Source organism: uncultured Brachybacterium sp., assembly GCF_947500705.1.
In the GTDB taxonomy this organism is placed as follows: Bacteria; Actinomycetota; Actinomycetes; order Actinomycetales; family Dermabacteraceae; genus Brachybacterium.
In genome coordinates, this window is record NZ_CANMSY010000002.1 from 289,694 (window position 1) to 310,069 (window position 20,376).

Genomic DNA, 20,376 nt, shown 5'->3' on the forward strand with positions numbered 1-20,376 from the left:
GCGCGGGTACCGTCACCCCATGACCTCACCACCACCCCGCTCAGGCCTCCACCACCTCGAGCTGTGGACCGCAGATCTCGCCACCGCGGAACCTGCCTGGCACTGGCTGATGACCTCCCTCGGCTGGACGGCCGAACGGGTGGAGGGCTGGGACTTGGGCCGGATCTGGCGCTGCGGCGACGGCAGCTACCTGGTGCTCGAGCAGTCTCCGGATGTGCTCGGCACCCGCTCGGAGCGTCGGTCCCCCGGCATGAACCACCTCGCCCTGCGGGCCTGCGACCGTGCAGTCCTCGACACGATCAGGACTGACGCCCCGGCGCACGGCTGGCGAGAGCTGTTCGCCGAGCGCTATCCGCACGCCGGCGGGCAGGACCACACGGCCTGGTTCGGCGAGGACCCCGAGGGCATCGAGGTGGAGCTGGTCCTCGCTCCCTGAGCCCGGCTCAGCGCGCGCTTCCGCAGGCCGACCTCTCGAGTCCCGCCAGGAGTCCTACCAGGACGGATCTCGCCGGCTGGCCGTGCTCAGAGCTTGGTGATCGCGGCATAGCGCAGCACCAGGCGCTTGGTGCCGTGCGGCGGCTTGAACTGCACCTCGATCTGTGTCCTGTCCCCCTGCCCGGCGACTTCGGTGACCGTCCCCATCCCGAAGGAGTCATGGGTGATCCGATCACCGGCCACGAGCTGCGGCAGCTTCTCCGCCGGGGTCGCCTGGCGGCCCGACCCGAGGCTGGGGCGCTTGATGTCACTGCGCCCGCCGCCGATGCCGCCGCTGAAGGACGGGCCGCGCTGGGAGTCGCTCCTGCGGCTTCCGCCATAGCCGCCCGAGCCGCCGTAGCCCCCGCCGAATCCGGCACCGCTGAGGATGGATCCCGCGCGGGCGACGTCGAGCACCTCCTCGGGGACCTCGTCGAGGAAACGGCTGGCGGGCATGAACTGCGACTGCCCCCAGGTGGAGCGCATCTGCGCGCGGGTGAGGTAGAGCTTCTCGCGGGCGCGGGTGATGCCCACATAGGCCAGGCGGCGCTCCTCCTCGAGCTCCTCCGGGTCGCCGAACGTGCGGTTGTGGGGGAAGGTGCCGTCCTCCATCCCGGTGAGGAAGACGACCGGGAACTCGAGGCCCTTGGCGGTGTGGAGGGTCATGAGGGTGACGAACTGGTCCTCCTCCCCGGGGATCTGGTCAGCATCCGCGACCAGGGAGACCTTCTCCAGGAAGCGGTCCACCAGGCTCGCCTCGGGATCATCCGGGGCGGTCAGCGCAGCCTCCGGAGCGACGTCGGCCCCGGGAGCAGCCTGGAACGGCTCGACAGGACCGGCAGGCTCGACAGGACCGGCAGGACCGACCGTCGGCCCCGCCGCGTCGGTCGCTGCCGGAGCACCGCCGACCTCTGCCAACTCGTCCTCGTACTCGCTGGCCACCGCGTCGGCTTCCTCGGTCTGCGCCTCGAACTCGGCGGCGACGCTGATCAGCTCGGCGAGGTTCTCCAGACGGGACTCGTCCTGAGGGTCATCGCTGCCCTGCAGCTCGGCGTAGTAGCCCGAGCGCGTGAGGATCGCCTCGAGCAGCGCGGCGGGACCTTCCCCGGCCTCGGCCAGCTCCTGCAGGTCATCCAGCATCGCCACGAAGACCCGTACGGCGTTCAGCGAGCGGGTGGCGATACCGGGGGCCTCCTCGGCGCGGCGCAGCGCTTCTCCGAACCCGATCCGGTCCCGCTCTGCGAGCATCGCGATCGTCGCTTCGGCCCGGTCGCCGATCCCGCGCTTGGGGACGTTGAGGATGCGGCGCAGATTGATCTCGTCGGCCGGATTCGCGAGCACCTGCAGGTAGGCGATCGCATCCTTGATCTCCCGGCGCTCGTAGAATCGCGTGCCGCCGACCACCTTGTACGGCAGGCCGACCCGGATCAGCTGGTCCTCGAGAGCCCGGGACTGGGCGTTGGCGCGATAGAAGATCGCGACGTCACCGGCGCGGCGGCCATCATCCACCAGGGCGTCGATCTGGCGGCCGATGTACCGGGCCTCCTCCCGCTCGTCATCGGCGACATAGAGGGTGATCTTCTCGCCCTGGCCCTGATCGGTCCAGAGGTTCTTCTTGCGCCGTCCGGCGTTCTCCTCGATCACGGAGTTCGCCGCGGACAGGATGTTCTGGGTGGAGCGGTAGTTCTGCTCGAGCACGATGGTGCGAGCGGAGGGGAAATCCTGTTCGAACTCAACGATGTTGCGGATGGTCGCACCGCGGAAGGCGTAGATCGACTGGTCCGAGTCACCCACCACGGTGAGGTCTGCGCGGGGGTCCTCCCCCACCAGCTCCCGCACCAGCTGGTACTGGGCGGTGTTCGTGTCCTGGTACTCGTCCACCAGCAGGTGCCGAAAGCGCCGGCGATAGCCCTCCCGGATCGCCGGGTTGTCCCGCAGCAGCGCCACCGTCAGCCCGATCAGGTCATCGAAGTCCACGGCGTTGGCCTGGCGCAGCCGCTCGGTGTAGTTCGTGAAGATCCGGGCCAGGGTCCGCTCGAAGGGGTTCCTCGCGCTCTCCGCCTGGGCGGCGAATTCCGCCGGTTCGACCAGGTCGTTCTTCAGGCTCGAGATGCGCGACGCGAGCGCCCGGGGGGCGTGCTTCTTGGTGTCCAGCTGCAGGTCCTTGGCGATCGTGGTGATCAGCCGCAGGGAGTCCGCGCTGTCGTAGATGGTGAACGAGCTCTTGAGCCCCGCCGCCTGGGCATCTCGGCGCAGGATGCGCACGCAGGCGCTGTGGAAGGTGGCGACCCACATGCTGCGGGCCACCGGACCCACCAGCTCCCCCACGCGTTCCCTCATCTCGGCCGCAGCTTTGTTGGTGAAGGTGATGGCGAGGATCTCCCCGGGCATCGCCTCGCCGGTGCGCAGCAGGTGCGCGATCCGTCGGGTGAGCACACGAGTCTTGCCCGAGCCGGCGCCCGCGACGATCAGCAGGGGGCTGCCGCGATGCTCGACCGCCTCGCGCTGGGCCGGGTTCAGCCCCTCGGTCAGCTCTGCAAGCCCCGCCACGGCGGCGCCGGCGGGCGATCGCCGGCTCCCGCCCACCGACCACCGCTCAGCAGGGTGCGGGAGCTCAGCGAGATCCGCCGGTGGCTGGGGCACGATCCGGTCCTGCGCCGGTGGTGCCGAGTCGAACGGAGGCTCCTCACCGTGGGGCGGTTCGTCCTCGCCGTAGGGCGGCTCGTCGTCCACCGGGGGGCCCTCGGCCAGCGGCGGCTCCTCGGAGCGGTCACGCTCCTCGTCACCGTTCGTCGCAGGAGCGGCAGGGGTCACCGACACTCCGTCCAGACGGCGGAAGGAATCGGGCAGCGAGAGGTCGTCGAAGAGTGAGCTCATGAGGGTTCCAGGATAGGCACGGGGCCCGACAGCGTGTGCGCTGCCGGGCACCGTTGTGGACTGTTCGATGAGGAAGGTGAGCGCAAGCACTCGCAGGCGGTGTCGCTCAGCCGGTGAGGACTCGGATGAAGACGGCGATGATCACGTTCGCGACGATCGCGGTGGGGATGTCGAACCACACCGCTGAAGAGGTCCCGGGACCCTTCTTGTTCGCGACATCGGCGAGCACCACGGCCACCACGCCGTCAGATCCCTCCCCTGAGAGAACTCTGCTCTGCACGTGCGAGAATCGCCGCATGTCAGCGGCTCCCCCAGGCTCCCCGGACGCGTCGGATCCCCGCGCCGTGCCGCTCGGCGCGCACGGCGCCGCGCCGACGCCGCATGATCCCGGTTGGCTGGCCCAGGAGCTCTCCGAGTTCGACGCCGAGCGCCCGCCCCGCCTCACCCCGGGCCGCCTCGTCGCGGGATCGCTCTCCGGGGTGCTGGTGATCGCGCTGCTCGCCTGGGCATTGCCCTGGGCCACCGGCGCGAGCTGGACCCAGATCGGTGGGAGCCTCTCGTCCCTGCCGCTGTGGGCGCTGCCCACGATGGTGGCGCTCGGGGTCGGGGCGCTGGCGCTGGAATCGTTCACCGTTCGTGCCGCACTGCCCGGCTCTCGCTGGTCCTCCGCCCTGCTGGGGCATGCCGCCTCCTCAGCGACCGCCCTGGCCATTCCCGGAGGCTCCGTGCTGGGGCTGGGGCTGATGGGCTGGATCCTGCGTCGCTCCGGACTCGCGCTGCCGCTCATCTTCACCGGCATCGTCGCAGCCTCACTGGTCGAGATGGTGATCACCTCGGTGCTGATCCCGTTGCTGGGACTGGCCTCCTACGCGCTGAGCTCGCTCATGTCGCCCACCGGGGTCACGCTGCCCGGTGCGCTCTGGGCCGCACTGCTCGCTCTGCTCGGCGCCGTGCTCGCCCTCGCGCTCACCGCGGTGGCGCTGCGTCGGCAGGTGCTGGCGAAGATCCTTGCCCAGTTCGGGCACTCGCTGCCCGAGCACATCGCCCGCGAGATCCTCACGCAGCGGGATGCCCTGGTGCAGATGCTCCGGCGCCGCTCGCTGCAGCTGGTGGCTCCCACGATCGCCGCCCGAGCTCTGCAATGGATCGCCCTGGTGGCGGCCATCGAGGCGGTGGGGGCCACCGTGCCGCTCGCGCTGACCGTCGCGATCTTCGCCCTGGGGCGGGTGCTCGCGCTGGTGCCGCTGACCCCGGGCGGCGCCGGCGTGTCCGAGGCCGTCGGCGCCGCGGCACTCGTGTCACTGGGGGCAGGGGCCGCCGACTCCGCGGCGGCGATGCTCCTGCTGCTGGTGACCATGCTGCTGGTCCCGCTGCTGTGCGGCGCCCTCGCCGCGGTGGCCGCTCTGAGCCTCGCGCCGGATCGTCACCCGAGGCGCTGAACCGGCTACCCGGCCCCTCGCCGGAAGCTCAGCCGATATCGTCGTAGTCGGGGGTGTCGATCCCGAGGGTATGGGACGGATGGGCGAGGAGGCCCTCGCTCGCGTTGGGCAGCAGCGGGAATCCGCCGATGCTCGCGCCGTGCTCGGTGCCGACGAACGCGGCGACATCCTGCACGTGGCGATGCGCGTCATCACCCTTGCCCAGGAAGCCCGCACCCGAGTATCCGCCCAGCCTGCGCCCGCTGCTGCGTTCGGCGGCCACTGCGGCACCGTCCAGCTGCTTGGCGCCGGCCCGCAGTCCGCTCGCGATCCTTCCCAGCTCCGGGTACTGGTCCAGGGTCCAGCGCTCGTGGATCTGCTCGCCGATCTCGCGAGCCTCCCGGTCCTCGGAGAGCGTGACGTCCACGAGTGAGTTGGCCAGGCGGAGCCGCAGGATGGTGAGGCGATCGGCGGCACGGCGCAGGGCAGCGGCGTGCCCACGCATCTCATGCGGGTCGGCGGTCATCAGTCCACTCCTTCCCGAAGCGCAGCGGCGCAGACGTGTCGAGGTCGGAGGTGCCTTCGGGTGCACTCATGGTAGAGGCTCCAGTGCTGACCGTCTCCAGCCATTCGTCCAGGATCGTGATGGCTCTGGCACGGGCGTCTGCGTCGGAGAGGAAGACGTCATGGCGGGCGCCGTCGATCGCCTCGATCCGCACGTCGGTGCCGAGACGGGCAGCGGCGCGGGCGAGCGTTCGGACGTCCAGCACCGAATCGGCGCGCCGCATCTCCTCGACGAACCGGGCACCGATCCGGCTGCGCGCGGAGTGCATCACCAGCACCGGGATGGTCAGCGGGCCGGCAGCGGCGAGGCGCCGCTGGCCGTCGACGATCGCGCCGAGGGTGTTGGCGGGCAGGCTGTGCCCTCCGGGCGGTTTGAGCATCAGGTCATAGTCGTAGGACCCGCCGAAGTCACGATGGGTGGCGCGGGCATAGTGCGAACTCCCGGAAGGGAAGAGAGGACGCGCCCGGAGCCGCTCCGCGAGCAGCCTCACCGGCGCCTCGGCGAGGGACCGCGCCATGGGACCCAGATGCATCTCGAGCCATGGGGAGTTCAGCGCGAGGCCCGAGACCGTGCGGGGATGGCGCTGCGCCCAGAGTGCTGCGGTGAGTCCGCCGGTCGAGTGGGCCAGCAGCACGGGCGGCCGGTGGCGACCGATGATCCGCAGCGCGGCCCCGATCTCCTCGTCATAGCGGTTGAGGTGATCGACCTCGGTCGCGGTCTGGCCGGGCCGCAGGCTGCGGCCGTGCTTGCGCAGATCCAGGCCCCAGACGTCATGCCCGCGCTGTCCCAGGTGCTCCATCAGCTCCCGGTGGAAGATGTAGTCGGACCATCCGTGCATCAGCAGGATCGGCGGCTTCGTCGCCGCGCCGGAGGCCCTGGCGTCGATCTGCGATGGGGCGCCGATCGTCTCGCGATGGATCAGCGTGGCGAGCAGGGGTCCTTCGTCATCCGCTCCGAGGTCGATCGGTTGAGCCGTATACCCCTCTCCCAGGATCGGGTCCGTGCTCACTCGTCCTTGGCGCTGTCCTTGAGCAGGTCGACGACCTCATCACGGCGATAGCGACGGTGGCCGCCGAGGGTGCGCATGTAGGAGAGCTTTCCCGCCTGAGCCCAGCGGGTGACCGTCTTGGGGTCGACATGGAACATCTTCGCGACCTCCGCAGGGGTCAGCAGTTCTATGGCGTCCTCAGTGCCCGCGGGCTGTTGCTCCGTGGATGCGTTCATGGGGCGTGCGACCTTTCACTGCGGGCACCGGCGAGCGGGCCGTGTCCAGCGACAGGTGCGGGCGCACGCTCCAAGCTCAAGACTACTGGGTAAGGTCCGAAGTCAGGCAAACTTAAGCCCAGTGTCGGCCCAAGATCCACATCTCCTCGATGACCTCTCGGTCACATCCGGGGAGGCGGAAGGGATGTCCGGCACGTCTCACGCCTCGGAGTTCGCCGGACAGCAGGGCGACCATGTACCCTGGGCACACGAAGCTAATGCCATCTTCCGGGTCGACAAGAGCACCCGGCAGCCGATGCACAGGGGGTCAGATCCATGGGTCGCGGCCGACAGAAAGCCAAGCACACCAAGGTGGCTCGGGACCTCAAGTACTACAGCCCGCCGACGGACCTCACGGCGCTGCAGCGCGAGCTGCAGTCTCAGAGAGGCGAGACGGCCTCCACCAGTGGAGACAACCGGGCCGAGGACAGCGACGACCGGGCCGACGAAGACGCTCCGTCCGTCTATCGCCGTTGAGGACGGCCCGGCATCAGCCGGGAAGCACCGTGACACAGCAGGAGGGCCGACCCATCGGGTCGGCCCTCCTGCTGTGTCAGCCCCCCGCTGTGTCGACCGCCCTGCCGCGTCGGCCCCTGCTGGTTCGCGGCCTGTGGTCCGTCAGGACCAGCCGGGGTGCTGACCTGCGAGGAGGACCGAGCCGCCCTCGACGCCCTTGGCACCGGCGACGACGTGCTCGAGTGCGGCACCCGGCTCGGGCAGCGAGTCCTCACCGACGACCTCGCCGATCACCCGTGCCCCGAGACCCTGCTCGGCGAGCACCGCCAGAGCGGCGTCGGCCTTCGTGGGATCGACCAGCGCCACCATCCCGACGCCCATGTTCAACGTTCCCTCGAGGTCCAGCTGCGGCACCGAGCCCCACCGCGCCATCTGAGAGAACACGGCACCCGGCTGCCACCGTGCACGGTCCACGCGGGCCGCGAGCCCGCGGGGCATCACGCGGGCGAGGTTCGCGGCGAGGCCGCCGCCGGTGACATGGCTCAGGGCGTGGATGGCACCGGTGGTGCGCGCATCCCGCAGCACGGCCAGCAGATCCGCGGTGTAGATGCGGGTCGGCTCGAGGAGCTCCTCACCGAGCGTGCGTCCGAAGTCGTCGATGTGCGCTTCCAGGGAGAGCCCAGCGGCCGCGATCACGGCGCGCACCAGCGAGTATCCGTTGGAGTGGAGACCGGAGGCATCCATCCCGATCACCACGTCGCCGGCGCGGACGCGGTCCGGGCCCAGCAGCTCGTCGGCCTCGACGACACCGACGGCGGCGCCGGCCACGTCGTAGTCCTCGGCGCCCATCAGGCCCGGGTGCTCGGCGGTCTCCCCGCCCACCAGGGCGCAGCCGGCGAGCTGGCAGCCTTCGGCGATGCCGCGCACGATGTCGGCGATCCGCTCCGGCACCACCTTGCCGCACGCGATGTAGTCGGTCATGGCCAGCGGTGCGGCGCCGACGACGATGATGTCGTCCACGACCATCCCCACCAGATCGCGGCCGATGGTGTCGTGGATGTCGAGTTCGCGGGCGATCGCGATCTTGGTGCCCACGCCGTCGGTCGAGGAGGCCAGCAGCGGACGCCGGTACTCCTTGAGCGCGCTGACGTCGACGAGTCCGGCGAAGGCGCCGATCCCGCCGAGCACCTGCGGACCGTGGGTCGCGGCCACGGCTTCCTTCATCAGCTCGACGGCGCGGTCTCCGGCGGCGGTGTCCACCCCCGATGCGGCGTAGGTGATCGACGCGGGCCTGGGGTCCGAGGTGTTCATGCGTCCTTCCCGACGACGGCGGGCTCGGGTTCACGAGCCTGGGTGATGCCCTGGGCCCGGGCGACGGGCTCCGGCAGGGCGACCGGGTACTTCCCGGAGAAGCAGGCGGTGCACAGCTTCTCTTCCGGCTGTTCGGTGGCGCTGATCATCCCCTCCTCCGAGATGTAGCCGAGCGAATCCGCGCCGAGGGACCTGGCGATCTCCTCGATGCCCAGCCCGTTCGCGATCAGCTCCGCCCGGGAGGCGAAATCGATCCCGTAGAAGCAGGGCCAGCGCACCGGCGGGGAGGAGATCCTCACGTGCACCTCGGCGGCTCCGGCCTCCCGCAGCATCCTCACCACGGCGCGCTGGGTGTTGCCGCGCACGATCGAGTCGTCGATGACGACCAGGCGCTTGCCGGCGATCACCTCCCGCAGGGGGTTGAGCTTGAGCCGGATCCCCAGCTGACGGATGGTCTGGCTGGGCTGGATGAAGGTGCGGCCCACATAGGCGTTCTTCACCATCCCCTGCCCGTAGGGGATGCCGGACTCCTGCGCGTAGCCGATCGCGGCCGGGGTCCCGGATTCCGGGGTGGGGATCACCAGATCAGCCTCGACGGGATGCTCGCGGGCCAGCTGACGACCCATCTCGGCGCGGGCCTCGTTCACGCTGCGGCCGGCGATGCGGGTGTCGGGGCGGGCGAGGTAGACGTACTCGAAGACGCAGCCCTTGGGCTCAGGCTCCATGACCTGCTCGCTGCGCAGGCCCTGCTCGTCGATGACGATCATCTCGCCGGGGGCGATCTCCCGCACGAAGCTCGCGCCGCAGATGTCCAGGGCGGCGGTCTCGGAGGCGACCACCCAGCCGCGCTCCAGCCGACCCAGCACCAGCGGGCGGATCCCCTGTGGGTCGCGCGCCGCGTACAGGGTGGTCTCGTCCATCAGGGTGAAGCAGTAGGCCCCGCGCAGGTGCGGCATCAGCTCGCGCAGCGCGTCCTCGAGAGGGCCCTCGCTGTTCAGCAGCGCGGTGACCAGGGCGGTATCGGTCGTATTGCCGCGCCCCAGCTCACCGGTGCGCGGCGTGCCGTGGCGCTCCTCGATCAGCGACAGCAGCTCCTCGGTGTTGACCAGGTTGCCGTTGTGGGCCATCGCGACGGTGCCCTCGGGACGGGGACCGAGCGCGGGCTGGGCGTTGGACCAGTTGGACGCGCCGGTGGTCGAGTACCGGGTGTGACCGAGCGCGATGTGACCCTGGAGCGCGCCGAGGGAGGCCTCGTCGAAGACCTGCGAGACCAGTCCCATGTCCTTGTAGACCATGATCTGGGAGCCGTCGCTGGTGGCGATGCCGGCAGATTCCTGCCCGCGATGCTGCAGCGCATAGAGACCGTAATAGGTCAGTTTCGAGACGTCCTCGCCGGGTGCGAAGACACCGAAGACGCCACAGGCGTCTTGCGGGCCCTTCTCACCGGGGAGCAGGTCGTGGGAGAGTTTTCCGTCGCCGCGTGCCACCGGTCCATAGTGCCACAGCGCAGGATCATGCCGTTCTGCCGTCCGCGAGGGAATCAGCGGCGGGGCGATCTCTTCGGACGGTTCCGCACCGAGTCGATGACGGCCACGACCGCGGCCAGCGGGAGACCGACCATGACGGCGGCGAGCAGCACGAAGTTGAGCACTCCGCCGAGGTCCGCGAAGTCGAAGAACGGGGCGCTGATCAGTGCGGCCACTGCGGGCAGAGCGATCGCGACGGCGACCCAGAAGCCGAGCGTCGGGGTGCGGCCACGACGCACGTAGATGCTCGTCCGGGCCGGATCCACAGCCGTCGTCACCGGGTCGCCGCCAGAGCGGGCGGTCTCGTCCGAGGTGTCGAGCGGCTGATCGGCGGAGGTGTCGCTCTCCTCACTGTCGACGGTCTCCGGATCACGGTCGACGGAGTCCGGATCACGGTCGACGGTCTCCGGAGCCGACGCGGCACCGACCCGCTCGGCGCTCGAGCCGTCGGCGCCCTCGAGGGGTCCGGCGCTGTCGGGACGTTCGGGGTGCTCGGGTTCGTTCGCGGTGCTCACGGTGTTCACAGTCCTCCAGCGGCGTCGACCGCCGCGGCGACGATCGCCGGGTCGGTGCGGGTTTCGGGGGCACAGGCCTCGACCGGAGCACCGGCGCGGCGGCGCGCGGACAGGTGCACGTCGGGCACGCCGCTGCGGCGGGCGAGGTCGACGAGATCCGCGGGGCGGACTCCTCCACCGGCGCAGATGTCGAGCAGCCCCTCGACGGCGTCGACCATGGCAGCCAGGTCCTCGGCTCCGTCCAGGGCACGGCCTGCGCCGCCCGAGCTGAGCACGCGGTGGACGCCGAGGCCCAGCAGGGTCCGCACGGCATGCTCGCGCTCGGGACGGCCGGGCAGTGCATCGACGGCGCGGTGGGCGGTGAGGGTGATGCCTCGCAGCGCTCTGCTGCCGGCAGTCAGTGCACCGTCCCGGATGCTCTCGATCGCGGGGACGTCCAGCTCCCCCGACGCGGTGAGCGCACCGATCACCACCCCGGCGGCGCCGGCGGTGACGGAGTCACGGGCCTGGCGGGTCATCAGCTCGACCTCGTCCTGGGAGTACACGAACTCCTCGGGATGGTCCAAGAAGTCACCGCGCTCCGCCCGGGAACGGATCAGCACGTGCACATCGAAGTGGGGCTTCGCCTCTCGTGCCGCCACCAGCGCCGAGGCTCGACGGACGCTCTCCTCGACCAGGTCGGGCGGCGGGGTGATCCCGCCGCGCTCGAGCTCGATGCACAGCTCCACCCGGTCCGCTCCGGCCTTGGCGGCGACGTCGAGGCCCATGAGGTCCTCGATCGCGATCTCCACGGCGATGCTCATCGCTCCTCCTGGTCACGGGCGGTGCGCACGATGCGACGGGGGCCGGGCAGGGGCAGCAGCTCTGCAAGGTCGCTGCGCTCCCCGCTGGCATGCACGCGACCAGCGGCGACGGCCTCGGCCCAGGTGAGGTCACCGCCGACCAGTGCCAGCCAGGTGGCGGCGTCGGTCTCGACCACGGCGGGCGGGGTGCCGCGGGTGTGGCGGGTGCCGGCGATGGCCTGCACCGCCGCGTAGGGAGGGACCCGCAGCTCGACGGCGCCGCCGGGGAACTCCTCGGCGAACATCTCCAGGGTGTGGCGCACTGCGGGGGCGAGGACGGTGCGTCCCGCGTCTTCCGGTGCAGTGGCCCACGCAGCGAGCGCGCTGCGCCCCTGCTCGGGATCGGTACGACGGCTCACCACGTCAGCCGGCCACCTCCGGCAGCAGGTCGTGGACGGCGATGGTCGCGGCGCGGTCCGGGCCCACGCCGATGGCGCTGATCCGGCAGCCTGCGAGCTCCTCGAGACGCAGCACATAGGCGCGCGCGTTCTCCGGGAGCTCCTCGAAGGTGCGGGCTTCGGAGAGGTCCTCGGTCCATCCCGGGAGCGTCTCGTAGACCGGCGTGGCGTGGTGGAACTCGGTCTGCGTCATCGGCATCTCGCGGTGGATCACGCCGCCGATGTCGTAGCCGGTGCAGATCGGCACCTCGTCGATGCCGGTGAGCACGTCGAGCTTGGTCAGCACGATGTCGGTGAAGCCGTTGATGCGCACCGCGTGGCGGATCATCAGCGCGTCGTACCAGCCGCAGCGACGGGGGCGTCCGGTGTTCACGCCGACCTCACCGCCGGTGGTCTGCAGGTACTCGCCCCACTTGTCGAAGAGCTCGGTCGGGAACGGGCCGGCGCCCACCCGGGTGGTGTACGCCTTGACGATCCCGATGACCCGGTCGATACGGGTGGGCCCGATGCCGGTGCCGGTGCAGGCACCGCCCGCGGTCGGGTTCGAGCTGGTGACGAAGGGATAGGTGCCGTGATCGACGTCCAGGTAGGTGGCCTGGCCGCCCTCCATGAGGACCACCTCGTCGCGGTCCAGCGCATCGTTCAGCAGCAGGGTGGCGTCGACCACCATCGGCCGCAGCCGCTCGGCGTAGGACAGGAGGTTCTCGACGATCTCGTCGACCTCGACCGCCCGCCGGTTGTACAGCTTGACCAGCAGCTCGTTCTTCTGGCGCAGCGCACCCTCGATCTTCTGCCGCAGGATCGACTCGTCATAGAGATCCTGGACCCGGATGCCGAGACGGCCGATCTTGTCCATATAGGCGGGGCCGATGCCGCGCCCGGTGGTGCCGATCGCGCGCTTGCCCAGGAAGCGCTCGGTGACCTTGTCGAGCGTCTGGTGATAGGGCGCCACGATGTGGGCGTTGGCGCTGATCCGCAGCCGCGAGGCGTCGACGCCGCGCGACTCGAGCATGCCGATCTCCTCGAACAGTGCTTCGAGGTTCACGACCACACCATTGCCGATCACGGGCGTGACCTGCGGCGAGAGGATGCCGGCAGGAAGCAGCTTGAGCTCGAACTTCTCACCGTCCACGACCACCGTGTGCCCGGCGTTGTTGCCTCCATTGGGCTTGACGACATAGTCGACCCGCTCACCGAGGAGGTCGGTGGCTTTGCCCTTCCCCTCGTCACCCCATTGGGCTCCGACGATCACGACGGCGGGCATGGCGACTCCTGGAAGCTGAGGACGAGCGGACGGGGCCACGGCGCAGAAAGCGCACAAGGCCGCGTGGATCCTACCAAGGAGAGCCGCACAGCCCCTGTCGACCGCCGCGTTCTCTCCCGCGCGGGCTCGGGGACACGCGCGGGCTCAAGGACATCAGCCCAGCAGCGTCGGATCGGCTTCGCGCAGGAAGGCGGTCACCCGATCCGCCTCGGCCTCGTCGCCGAGCCGACGGGAGGTCTCCCCCAGCATCGCCAGGGCACGCAGGAAGCCGCGGTTGGGCGCGTGCGAGGCCGGGATCGGGCCCTGGCCGCGCCAGCCGGACTTGCGCAGCGCATCCAGACCCCGGTGGTAACCGGTGCGGGCGTAGGCGTAGGCGGCCACGTCATCACCGTCGGAGAGCGCATCCTCGGCCAGGGTCGCCCAGGCGAGCGGCGACTCGAGATGCCGGGCGGCGATGTCCCGGGGCTCACCTTCGACGAGCTCTTCGGCCACCTGCACATCGACGAAGTCGTCGGGCAGTCGGGTCTCGGGAATGCCCAGAAGGTTCCCGCTGGTGAGGTTATCGGTACGATCAGCCATGAAAGCATCGTAGGCGCTGTCGCCTGATGACCTCATGACAAGAATGAATCGCCCATGTCACACACGCAGGACGGCTCCGAGCTCCTCACCGGGCCCGGCGCGGGAGGACTCCTCCGCTCGGCCGTCGGCAACTCCGGCGGAGTGCTGCACAGCTGGCAGCTCGACCATGTCGATCACCGCCCCGGACGCAGCACCAAGGCGCTGTACCGGACGATGGTCTCCTGGCCCGAGCTCGACGGCCCGCAGGCTCCCGCCCGTGAGGAGCTCTTCGGGGCGAGCGCGCACATCGGCGAGCGCGAGAAGAACCTCTACGTCGCCGAGCAGACCCTGGTGATGACCGATGGCGACATCAACGTGCGGGTCTGGCGCTATCCGCACGACCCGTGGCTGCCGATGCTGCCGCAGGTCTGCTATCCCGACATCGTCGGCCGCACCCTGCGCGACCTGGGGGCGTCGCTCGGCGCCGACCCCTCGGTGCCGATCGCGATCGACGTGGTGTCCTATCGCCCCGGGCGCCGTGCCGTGCTGCGCGCCTCGCAGGGGGACCGCGCCTACTTCCTCAAGGTCATGCAGCCGCATCGCAGCGGGGAGATCGTGGATCGCCATCACCGGCTGCTGGCCGCAGGGGTGCCGGTTCCCGAGGTGATCGCGCATCACAACGGCCTTGTGGTCCTCGCCGAGCTGCCCGGCCGCCCGCTGGCCCGCGCGGTGATCGACGAAGGCGTCGGGGCCTGCCGGGCCGAGGACCTGGTGGCGCTGGTCGATCGGCTCCCTGCCTCGATGTACACCCTCCCGCTGCGCCCGCCCTGGACCGACTCCGTGGAGTTCTACGCCGGGATCGTCAGCTCCTCCGTCCCCTCGCTCGGTCCCCGACTGGATGCACTGGTGCGGGCGATCCGCGAGGGACTGACAGCTCTTGAGCAGCGCATGGACATGCGCCCCCACGATGTGGTGCACGGCGACTTCTACGAGGCGCAGGTGTTCGTCGAGAACGGCAAGGTGGTGGGCCTGCTCGACATCGACACCGTGGGTCCGGGCCGTCGGGCCGACGATCTCGCCTGCCTGCTCGCCCATCTCAGCGTCCTGGCGGACTACGGCAACGCCGGCCGCATCGACCGCGCCATGCAGGAGCGCGTCGAGGAGGCCATCCGCACCTGGCATGAGGTGTTCGCCGAGCGGGTGGATCCGACGGAGGTCGCGCTGCGTTCCGCGGGGGTGGTGCTGTCCCTGGCCACCGGTCCGCACCGGCAGCAGGAGGCCGCCTGGGAGGCCGCCACCGAAGCGATCGTGCGCGTCGCCGAGGAGTGGGTCACCGAGGCCCGCCGGGCTGAGCAGCGCCGTCGCGATGCCGCTGCGGCCGACGGGGCGCGCACCGCGCCGAGCCCCCAGCCAGAACCCCAGCCCCAGCAGTCGATCCCGCCCATCCACGGGCCGACGGGAGTGCGCCAGGCTCTCGCCCCCGGCTCCGTCCCGACCGGGCAGCAGCCGGTGCCCCAGCAGGTCCAGCACCTGGTGCAGCAGCAGGCCCGCCCTCGGCCCTCTGTCGCCCCGCAGCAGAACGCTTCGGCCTCCGCGCAGCAGTCGGCCCCAGCGCACTCCGGACCGCCGCAGTCCGCAGCTCCTCAGCCCGTGCCTCATCACGGTGCGTCGCAGAACCCTTCGGCGCCGTGGCAGCAGTCCGCCCCGCCTCCGTACTCCGCCCCGCCCGAGCACACCGGTCCCCCGCCTCCCCGCTCGGCACCGTCGCCGAGGAACCTTCCGGCCACCGAGCCCCTGCCTCCGCTGGACCCCTCCCGCGGGCAGCAGGACCCCGCTCCCGGCCGACAGGATCCCGCTCCCGGGCAGCAGAACCCCGCCCGCGGGCAGCAGGACGACGGTGACGACGACTCCCCCACCCAGGAGCGCAGGATCGACTCGATCCTGCCCCGCTGACCTCGGATCCCTGCAGCTGCCGCCGCAGCGCCTCACCGTCTGCGCCACCCGCTCCCCGCTGCGCCGCCCACTCCGCACTGCACGGCCCTCTCCTCGCTGTGCCACCATCAGGGCATGCGTGCAGTGCTCCAGAGAGTCGACGGTGCCCAGGTCGAGGTCGAGGGCGAGGTGGTCGGCGCGATCGAGGGCGAAGGCCTGCTCGCGCTGGTCGGCGTCACCCATAAGGACGGCCCCGAGCAGGTGGCGACGATCGCCCGCAAGATCTGCGAGCTGCGGATCCTGGATGGCGAGCGCTCGGTGCTCGAGGCCGGGGCCCAGGTGCTGGTGGTCTCCCAGTTCACGCTCTACGCCGACGTGCGCAAGGGGCGCAGACCCTCCTGGAGCGGCGCGGCTCCGGGCCCGGTCGCCGAACCGCTGGTCGAGCAGGTGGTCGAGGCGATCCGCGAGCGCGGCGTCACCGTCGCGACCGGACGCTTCGGCGCGATGATGCGCGTGGGCCTCACCAACGACGGCCCCTTCACGATCCTGCTCGAGGCCTGAGCGCCCCCGGAACGGCTCAGCCCAGCAGCAGCGCCGAGAGCTCGGCGACGGTCGCGACGTGCAGCACGTCGGCCTCCTGCTCGACCCGTCCGCCGTACCCCCAGCCGGCCAGCAGCGCGGGCACCCCGTGCTCGGCGGCGCCCTCGGCGTCGTGGATCCGATCCCCGATCATCACGGTTCCCGTGCCGGCCGGGAGATCCAGGCGCTCGAGGACGCTGCCGATGACAGCGGACTTGTCGTTCCTGCCCGTGGCACGGTCGGTGCCGCCGATCAGCGCGAAGCGGTCCGCGAGGCCCTGATGCTCGAGCAGGCGCCGCGCGGTGGTCTCGGGCTTGTTGGTCGCGACCGCGACGGTGCGCCCGGCGTCCGCGAGCGCGGCCAGCAGCCCCGGGATCCCCGGATAGGGCGGAGCGTCCAGCAGACCGCATGAGAGGTAGTGCTCGGTGTAGGCCAGGCGCAGCCGCTCCGCCCGCTCGGCGCTCATCCCGAGCACGCCGCGGAAGGAGTCGCCCAGCGGGGGTCCGATGAAGGTGCGCAGCACGTCGGGCGGGGGGAGCTGCTCCCCACAGGCCGCGAAGGCGTGACCGAGCGCGGCGAAGATGCCGGGCCCGGAGTCGACGATCGTGCCGTCGAGATCGAGCAGGACCACGGGGACGTCGGCCAGGGCGCCGGGGGCAGTGCTGAGCATGGGAGCGAGCCTAGCCGCCGCCCCGTCGCCCTCGAGCGGGCAACCGGTGGGCAGGAACTGCGCCCGCTCCCCCGCGCCGCTAGGCTGTGACCATGACCTACACACTCGTGCTGCTCCGCCACGGCGAGAGCGACTGGAATGCGAAGAACCTGTTCACCGGCTGGGTCGATGTGGCCCTCACGGAGAAGGGCGAGGCCGAGGCCGCCAACGGCGGAGTGCTGCTGAAGGACGCCGGCATCCTCCCCGATATCGTGCACACCTCGCTGCAGCGCCGGGCGATCATGACCGCGAACCTCTCCCTCGATGCCGCCGACCGCCACTGGATCCCCGTCAAGCGCGACTGGCGCCTGAACGAGCGTCACTACGGCGCACTCCAGGGCATGAACAAGTCCGAGATCCGTGAGAAGTACGGCGAGGAGAAGTTCATGGCCTGGCGTCGTTCCTACGACACCCCGCCGCCCGAGATCGAGTTCGGCACCGAGTTCAGCCAGGACCAGGATCCGCAGTACGCGGACCTCGGCGCTCAGCTGCCGAAGTCCGAGTGCCTCAAGGACGTCGTCGAGCGCTTCCTGCCGTACTGGGAGGAGGGCATCAAGCCCGACCTCGTCGACGGCAAGACGGTACTGATCGCCGCTCATGGCAACTCGCTGCGCGCGCTGGTGAAGTACCTCGATGGCATCTCCGACGAGGAGATCTCGGGCCTGAACATCCCCACCGGTCAGCCGCTGGTGTACGAGCTGGACGAGGACTTCCAGCCTGTCGAGAAGGGTGGCCGCTACCTCGACCCGGTCGCCGCGAAGGCCGCCGCCGAAGCCGTCGCCAACCAGGGCAAGTGAGTGATCTGAGCTTCGCCTGATCCGGGTCTCCACGGGCCCGAATGCACCGAGAGCCCCCGACAGCTGCCGGGGGCTCTCGTCATGTCCGGTTCCCGCCGCAGCAGAACCGATCGCTCAGCGACGGCGCTTCGTGCCGAACAGGCTGCGGGTGATCTCCCTGCCCAGCACGGTGCCGGCGGAGCGGAGGAACGACTTCACCGCAGGCTTCTCGAAGAAACCGCCCTCCTCCTTCGCGCTCGAGGACTTCCGCTGCGAGGACGCCGAGCTCTCGGAGCCCGTCCCCTCATCGTCGGCGGCATCCTCCTCGAGGGCCTTCGCGTCCTTCTCGGCCCGGGCGGTGAGGATCTCGTAGGCGGACTCACGATCCACCGGGGTCCCGTACTCCGCGGTGAGCGGCGAAGCCTTCACCGCGGCGGAGATGACGCCCGCCCCGGCCGGATCCATCGACGACTCGGGCGCGCGCACGGCCGTGATCGCGACCGGCGTCGGGGCGCCGTCCTCGCTCATCACGGTCACGATCGCCTCGCCGGTGCCGAGCGCGGGGATCACCTCGACCAGGTCGTGCTCGGAGGTCGGGAAGGTGCTGGCGGTGGCCTTGAGCGCCTTGGCATCGTCGGGCGTGAAAGCGCGCAGGGCGTGCTGGACCCGGTTGCCGAGCTGGGCGAGGACGTCGCCGGGGATGTCCTTCGGGGTCTGGGTGATGAAGAAGATGCCCACGCCCTTGGAGCGGATCAGTCGCACCGTCTGGACGACCTGGTCGAGGAAGGCCTTGGAGGCATCTTTGAACAGCAGGTGCGCCTCGTCGAAGAAGAACACGAGCTTGGGCACCTCGAGGTCGCCCACCTCGGGCAGGTCCTGGTACAGCTCGGCGAGCATCCACATCATGAAGGTGGAGAACAGGGCGGGCCGGGAGGCGACGCCCGGCAGCTCGAGGCAGGAGATGATCCCGGTGCCGTCCGCGGCCTTGCGCAGCAGCTTCTCGGTGTCGAAGGCGGGTTCGCCGAAGAAGACATCCGCCCCGGACGCCTCGAAGGCGGTCAGGCTGCGAAGGATCACGCCGGCGGTCGCGGTGGAGATCCCCCCGATGCCCTTGAGCTCGTCCTTGCCCTCGTCGGAGGTGAGGAACAAGATCAGGGCGCGCAGGTCCTTGAGATCCAGCAGCCCCAGGCCCTGGCTGTCCGCGTAGTGGAAGATCAGGCCCAGCGAACTCTCCTGGGTCTCGTTCAGCTCGAGCACCTTGGACATCAGCACCGGTCCGAAGGTGCTCACAGTGGTGCGGATCGGCACACCCTCGCCCTGGCCGCCGAGGCTGAAGAACTCGGTCGGGGCGGCGCGGGAGACCCACTCCTGACCGCGGGCGGCGGCGCGCGCGGTGAGCTTCTCGGAAGCCTCACCCGGCACGGCGATGCCGGAGAGATCGCCCTTCATATCCGCCACGAACACGGACGCACCTGCATGCGCGGCCTGCTCGGCGATCACCTGCAGGGTGCGGGTCTTGCCGGTGCCGGTGGCGCCGGCGATCAAGCCGTGACGGTTCAGCATCGCCACCGACAGGTTCACGGCCACGGCGGAGTTCGGCTCCTCCCCCTGGATCATCGCGCCGAGGTGGATCCGCCCGCCGTCGAAGGCGTAGGCCTCGCGCACGGCGAGAGCCGACGGGCTGAGCTCCGCAGCGGCGCTCTCGGCGGCTCCGGCGGCTCCGGCGGTCTCGGCGGCTCCGGCGGTCTCGGCGGCTCCGGGGGTCTCGGGGGTTCCGGGGGTCTCGGTGCTCATGCTCTGGCTCCTCCCGCGTCGGCGCAGGCCGACGGATGCGTGGTCTCGACCCTGGAATCGTAGCGGCCCAGCTCACATCCGGCGGGCTGTGGGCGCTACCGTGTGCGCATGACCGATCGCCGTGATGCCCAGTTCGAGGTCCTCGGCGATCCGCCGCAGACCGTCCGCGCCACCGAGGAGCTGCCCCCTGCGGCGATCGCCGAGATGCTGACCGCCCCCTCGGCGCCTGCGCTGCTCGAGCTGCTGGGCATCACCGGGCAGGACCATGCCGAGCTCAGCGCCCTGATCGGCCCGGCCGTGGCGGATCAGGAGATCCTCGCGGAGGTCACCCGCACCGCGAACCTGCTGCGGGCGTGCGCGGGACTCGAGGCACCTGCGGCGGATCTCGGAGCCCTGGAGGAGCAGCACAACGCGCTGCAGCAGCGACTCGTTCCGGGTGAGGGCCTGCTCTCGATCCTCGCCCTCGTGGTGAGCACCTCGACGGTGCGGGCCTGGCACCGAGAACGCGGCCTGAGCACCGAGCAGTCCTGGGAGGTGCTCGCGGATCTCGGCCAGCAGATGCGGGTCCATCGCCGCAGCAGCGGGAGGCTGGGACTGCATCAGCTGCCGTGGATGGCGCTGAACTGGCGGGGGCGCCTGGTGCACCTGGGGCGCCTTCAGTTCGACCTGCATCGCACAGAGAAGGGAACGCGGAACGAGCGCTGGGTGATCGGTGTCCACATCCCCGCCACCGGGTCGCTGGATCACGCCGCGGTCGAGGAGTCGCTCCATCGGGCGACCACCTATTTCACCACCCGCTACGCCGATCTCGACACCGCGCGTCCACCGGGTGCAGCGTCCTTCGGCCGGGAGTTCGTCTGCGATTCCTGGCTGGTGAACCCGCTGCTGACCGAGGAGCTCGGCGCGGAGTCGAACCTCGGTGCCTTCGCGCGCCGCTGGGAGCGGATCTCCTCGGAGCGCTCCGACGACGGTGCGGCCTTCTTCGTGTTCGGCGAGCGCCCGCCCTATGACGTCACCGCGCTGCCACGCCGTACGCGGCTCGAGCGCCTGGTCGCCGATCGCCTTGCGGACGGACAGGGCTGGGAGAGCGGGCACGGGCGCCTGGTGCGGTGACGACCG

At 70.6% G+C, this 20,376-nt stretch carries 21 protein-coding genes; 7 read left to right on the forward strand and 14 right to left on the reverse strand.

Annotated features, from left to right (window positions below):
• Positions 1–19 precede the first annotated feature (19 nt).
• Complete coding sequence (locus tag Q0937_RS04435) at positions 20–436, forward strand: VOC family protein (protein WP_299300140.1); 417 nt, start codon at positions 20–22, stop codon at positions 434–436.
• 86 nt (positions 437–522) lie between these two features.
• On the opposite strand, the gene Q0937_RS04440 is transcribed toward Q0937_RS04435, so the two are convergent.
• Complete coding sequence (locus tag Q0937_RS04440; protein ID WP_299300142.1) at positions 523–3,351, reverse strand: UvrD-helicase domain-containing protein; 2,829 nt, start codon at positions 3,349–3,351, stop codon at positions 523–525.
• A 106-nt stretch (positions 3,352–3,457) separates the two neighbouring features.
• Complete coding sequence (locus tag Q0937_RS04445) at positions 3,458–3,649, reverse strand: hypothetical protein (protein ID WP_299300144.1); 192 nt, start codon at positions 3,647–3,649, stop codon at positions 3,458–3,460.
• Here Q0937_RS04445 and Q0937_RS04450 point away from each other — a divergent pair.
• Positions 3,648–4,790 carry a lysylphosphatidylglycerol synthase domain-containing protein gene (locus Q0937_RS04450; RefSeq protein WP_299300146.1) on the forward strand — a complete coding sequence of 381 codons (1,143 nt, stop codon included), beginning with the start codon at positions 3,648–3,650 and terminating at the stop codon, positions 4,788–4,790. The genes Q0937_RS04445 and Q0937_RS04450 overlap by 2 nt on opposite strands.
• Positions 4,791–4,818: 28 nt before the next feature.
• Here the strand turns inward: Q0937_RS04450 and Q0937_RS04455 are convergent, their stop codons facing one another.
• The 3 genes from Q0937_RS04455 to Q0937_RS04465 are packed head-to-tail and all read right to left on the reverse strand — an operon-like array spanning position 4,819 to position 6,558.
• Entirely contained in the window at positions 4,819–5,295 is a 477-nt protein-coding gene (locus tag Q0937_RS04455; protein WP_299300148.1) for a hypothetical protein, read from the reverse strand.
• Positions 5,276–6,343: an alpha/beta hydrolase gene (locus Q0937_RS04460; protein ID WP_299300150.1), complete on the reverse strand. Its 1,068-nt coding sequence runs from the start codon at positions 6,341–6,343 to the stop codon at positions 5,276–5,278. The genes Q0937_RS04455 and Q0937_RS04460 overlap by 20 nt, the downstream gene beginning before the upstream one ends.
• Positions 6,340–6,558: a BldC family transcriptional regulator gene (locus Q0937_RS04465; RefSeq protein ID WP_299300152.1), complete on the reverse strand. Its 219-nt coding sequence runs from the start codon at positions 6,556–6,558 to the stop codon at positions 6,340–6,342. Before Q0937_RS04465 ends, Q0937_RS04460 begins: the two co-directional genes overlap by 4 nt.
• A gap of 315 nt (positions 6,559–6,873) precedes the next feature.
• Here Q0937_RS04465 and Q0937_RS04470 point away from each other — a divergent pair, with 315 nt between their 5' ends.
• Positions 6,874–7,074, forward strand: a complete 201-nt coding sequence (locus Q0937_RS04470) for a DUF3073 domain-containing protein (RefSeq protein WP_299300154.1) — start codon at positions 6,874–6,876, stop codon at positions 7,072–7,074.
• Positions 7,075–7,215: 141 nt separating this feature from the next.
• Here the strand turns inward: Q0937_RS04470 and purM are convergent, their stop codons facing one another.
• The 7 genes from purM to Q0937_RS04505 form a co-directional block, all read right to left on the reverse strand.
• On the reverse strand, positions 7,216–8,364 hold the full coding sequence (gene purM, locus Q0937_RS04475) for a phosphoribosylformylglycinamidine cyclo-ligase (RefSeq protein ID WP_299300156.1): 1,149 nt from the start codon (positions 8,362–8,364) through the stop codon (positions 7,216–7,218).
• Positions 8,361–9,851, reverse strand: coding sequence for an amidophosphoribosyltransferase (purF, locus tag Q0937_RS04480; RefSeq protein ID WP_299300158.1), 1,491 nt, complete (start codon positions 9,849–9,851; stop codon positions 8,361–8,363). The genes purM and purF overlap by 4 nt, the downstream gene beginning before the upstream one ends.
• Before the next feature lie 53 nt (positions 9,852–9,904).
• Entirely contained in the window at positions 9,905–10,405 is a 501-nt protein-coding gene (locus Q0937_RS04485) for a hypothetical protein (RefSeq protein ID WP_299300160.1), read from the reverse strand.
• Positions 10,406–10,410: 5 nt separating this feature from the next.
• A complete protein-coding gene (locus Q0937_RS04490; protein ID WP_299300162.1) occupies positions 10,411–11,208 on the reverse strand; it encodes a copper homeostasis protein CutC in 798 nt (265 codons plus the stop codon).
• Positions 11,205–11,609: a sterol carrier family protein gene (locus tag Q0937_RS04495; protein ID WP_299300164.1), complete on the reverse strand. Its 405-nt coding sequence runs from the start codon at positions 11,607–11,609 to the stop codon at positions 11,205–11,207. Before Q0937_RS04495 ends, Q0937_RS04490 begins: the two co-directional genes overlap by 4 nt.
• A gap of 1 nt (position 11,610) precedes the next feature.
• Positions 11,611–12,909 carry an adenylosuccinate synthase gene (locus Q0937_RS04500; RefSeq protein WP_299300166.1) on the reverse strand — a complete coding sequence of 433 codons (1,299 nt, stop codon included), beginning with the start codon at positions 12,907–12,909 and terminating at the stop codon, positions 11,611–11,613.
• A gap of 153 nt (positions 12,910–13,062) precedes the next feature.
• Positions 13,063–13,488 (reverse strand): DUF3151 domain-containing protein, encoded by a 426-nt coding sequence (locus tag Q0937_RS04505; RefSeq protein WP_299300168.1) that lies wholly within the window; start codon positions 13,486–13,488, stop codon positions 13,063–13,065.
• A 54-nt stretch (positions 13,489–13,542) separates the two neighbouring features.
• On the opposite strand from Q0937_RS04505, the gene Q0937_RS04510 reads away from it, so the two are divergent.
• Positions 13,543–15,420 (forward strand): phosphotransferase, encoded by a 1,878-nt coding sequence (locus Q0937_RS04510; RefSeq protein WP_299300170.1) that lies wholly within the window; start codon positions 13,543–13,545, stop codon positions 15,418–15,420.
• A gap of 114 nt (positions 15,421–15,534) precedes the next feature.
• Positions 15,535–15,960: a D-aminoacyl-tRNA deacylase gene (dtd, locus tag Q0937_RS04515; protein WP_299300171.1), complete on the forward strand. Its 426-nt coding sequence runs from the start codon at positions 15,535–15,537 to the stop codon at positions 15,958–15,960.
• A 16-nt stretch (positions 15,961–15,976) separates the two neighbouring features.
• Here dtd and Q0937_RS04520 read toward each other — a convergent pair whose 3' ends face one another.
• The gene (locus tag Q0937_RS04520; protein ID WP_299300173.1) at positions 15,977–16,648 is read right to left on the reverse strand and encodes an HAD hydrolase-like protein; all 672 of its coding nucleotides are present in this window, start codon (positions 16,646–16,648) and stop codon (positions 15,977–15,979) included.
• A 92-nt stretch (positions 16,649–16,740) separates the two neighbouring features.
• Here Q0937_RS04520 and Q0937_RS04525 point away from each other — a divergent pair, with 92 nt between their 5' ends.
• The gene (locus Q0937_RS04525) at positions 16,741–17,484 is read left to right on the forward strand and encodes a phosphoglyceromutase (protein ID WP_299300175.1); all 744 of its coding nucleotides are present in this window, start codon (positions 16,741–16,743) and stop codon (positions 17,482–17,484) included.
• A 114-nt stretch (positions 17,485–17,598) separates the two neighbouring features.
• Here the strand turns inward: Q0937_RS04525 and Q0937_RS04530 are convergent, their stop codons facing one another.
• The gene (locus Q0937_RS04530; RefSeq protein WP_299300177.1) at positions 17,599–19,257 is read right to left on the reverse strand and encodes a helicase HerA-like domain-containing protein; all 1,659 of its coding nucleotides are present in this window, start codon (positions 19,255–19,257) and stop codon (positions 17,599–17,601) included.
• A gap of 108 nt (positions 19,258–19,365) precedes the next feature.
• Here Q0937_RS04530 and Q0937_RS04535 point away from each other — a divergent pair, with 108 nt between their 5' ends.
• Positions 19,366–20,370: an acyltransferase domain-containing protein gene (locus Q0937_RS04535; RefSeq protein WP_299300179.1), complete on the forward strand. Its 1,005-nt coding sequence runs from the start codon at positions 19,366–19,368 to the stop codon at positions 20,368–20,370.
• Positions 20,371–20,376: the final 6 nt, after the last annotated feature.

Excerpts from the sequence above, each read along its gene's own strand:
- Q0937_RS04435 (WP_299300140.1), top strand. The coding sequence starts at position 20 with ATGACCTCACCACCACCCCGCTCAGGCCTCCACCACCTCGAGCTGTGG.
- Q0937_RS04440 (WP_299300142.1), bottom strand. The coding sequence starts at position 3,351 with ATGAGCTCACTCTTCGACGACCTCTCGCTGCCCGATTCCTTCCGCCGT.
- Q0937_RS04450 (WP_299300146.1), top strand. The coding sequence starts at position 3,648 with ATGTCAGCGGCTCCCCCAGGCTCCCCGGACGCGTCGGATCCCCGCGCC.
- Q0937_RS04445 (WP_299300144.1), bottom strand. The coding sequence starts at position 3,649 with ATGCGGCGATTCTCGCACGTGCAGAGCAGAGTTCTCTCAGGGGAGGGA.
- Q0937_RS04455 (WP_299300148.1), bottom strand. The coding sequence starts at position 5,295 with ATGACCGCCGACCCGCATGAGATGCGTGGGCACGCCGCTGCCCTGCGC.
- Q0937_RS04465 (WP_299300152.1), bottom strand. The coding sequence starts at position 6,558 with ATGAACGCATCCACGGAGCAACAGCCCGCGGGCACTGAGGACGCCATA.
- Q0937_RS04470 (WP_299300154.1), top strand. The coding sequence starts at position 6,874 with ATGGGTCGCGGCCGACAGAAAGCCAAGCACACCAAGGTGGCTCGGGAC.
- purM (WP_299300156.1), bottom strand. The coding sequence starts at position 8,364 with ATGAACACCTCGGACCCCAGGCCCGCGTCGATCACCTACGCCGCATCG.
- Q0937_RS04490 (WP_299300162.1), bottom strand. The coding sequence starts at position 11,208 with ATGAGCATCGCCGTGGAGATCGCGATCGAGGACCTCATGGGCCTCGAC.
- Q0937_RS04500 (WP_299300166.1), bottom strand. The coding sequence starts at position 12,909 with ATGCCCGCCGTCGTGATCGTCGGAGCCCAATGGGGTGACGAGGGGAAG.
- Q0937_RS04505 (WP_299300168.1), bottom strand. The coding sequence starts at position 13,488 with ATGGCTGATCGTACCGATAACCTCACCAGCGGGAACCTTCTGGGCATT.
- Q0937_RS04510 (WP_299300170.1), top strand. The coding sequence starts at position 13,543 with ATGTCACACACGCAGGACGGCTCCGAGCTCCTCACCGGGCCCGGCGCG.
- dtd (WP_299300171.1), top strand. The coding sequence starts at position 15,535 with ATGCGTGCAGTGCTCCAGAGAGTCGACGGTGCCCAGGTCGAGGTCGAG.
- Q0937_RS04520 (WP_299300173.1), bottom strand. The coding sequence starts at position 16,648 with ATGCTCAGCACTGCCCCCGGCGCCCTGGCCGACGTCCCCGTGGTCCTG.
- Q0937_RS04525 (WP_299300175.1), top strand. The coding sequence starts at position 16,741 with ATGACCTACACACTCGTGCTGCTCCGCCACGGCGAGAGCGACTGGAAT.
- Q0937_RS04530 (WP_299300177.1), bottom strand. The coding sequence starts at position 19,257 with ATGAGCACCGAGACCCCCGGAACCCCCGAGACCCCCGGAGCCGCCGAG.
- Q0937_RS04535 (WP_299300179.1), top strand. The coding sequence starts at position 19,366 with ATGACCGATCGCCGTGATGCCCAGTTCGAGGTCCTCGGCGATCCGCCG.